At 43.5% G+C, this 795-nt stretch carries 2 tRNA genes; both read right to left on the reverse strand.

The annotated features are described in order from the left end of the window. Positions 1 to 416 precede the first annotated feature (416 nt). Positions 417 to 492: transfer RNA gene (locus HKX40_RS10555), tRNA-Ala, on the reverse strand. A 214-nt stretch (positions 493 to 706) separates the two neighbouring features. Then, positions 707 to 783: transfer RNA gene (locus HKX40_RS10560), tRNA-Ile, on the reverse strand. Positions 784 to 795 lie beyond the last annotated feature (12 nt).

Genomic DNA, 795 nt, shown 5'->3' on the forward strand with positions numbered 1-795 from the left:
ACTTCGTGAATCATCTCTGATTCACTGGACTGTATATGCCTTTTCGGTATGCTGTATACCCATATACACCCCATCGCTTGAGTTCGCGTTGTTTTGTGCCGTTCATCAAATATTCTGTACAATAAAAACAAAAAATGTTCTTATCTACAGCGTTGAGAACTTCAAAAAATAATGCAATCACAACCCATAAATTGTTGATGTTTATCTAAAGCAACATCCTGTATGTTGACTTTAAACGCACATCAGATTTACTTGTTGTGCTTCTTCCAAATTGTTAAAGAACAGCCCGCTATTATAGCATGAACTTCGTTCACCTTACAATAGCTGATAACCCCCTTAAATTAATTAAGGGGCAATATAAAACCTTTTTGGCTTGTTATTCCTATCAGAATCTTGTCTTCTTACAGCTTAAAGAGTGGTGGAGGATAACGGGATCGAACCGATGACCTCCTGCTTGCAAAGCAGGCGCTCTACCAACTAAGCTAATCCCCCAATATACATCGGACTGCGGTGTTGCTTCGCGGCGTCGTGTACCTTAGTACACGTCCTTGCTCGCGCCTAGCATTCCTCGTATCACAAGCATCGAATAGCTTTGTTGTTTCGCTTCGTCGTGTACCTTAGTACACGTCCTCGCTCACGCCTCGCTCTTCTCGCTTCTACACGTATGTTTACTGTTAACAGCTTTGAGCTGCTCACCGTAATACTTTGGTGGGTCAAGCTGGAATCGAACCAGCGACCCCCGCCTTATCAAGACGGTGCTCTAACCGACTGAGCTACTGACCCGTTCTAGCTGTT

The organism is Pelistega europaea, assembly GCF_013133775.1.
Classification (GTDB): Bacteria; Pseudomonadota; Gammaproteobacteria; order Burkholderiales; family Burkholderiaceae_B; genus Taylorella; species Taylorella europaea.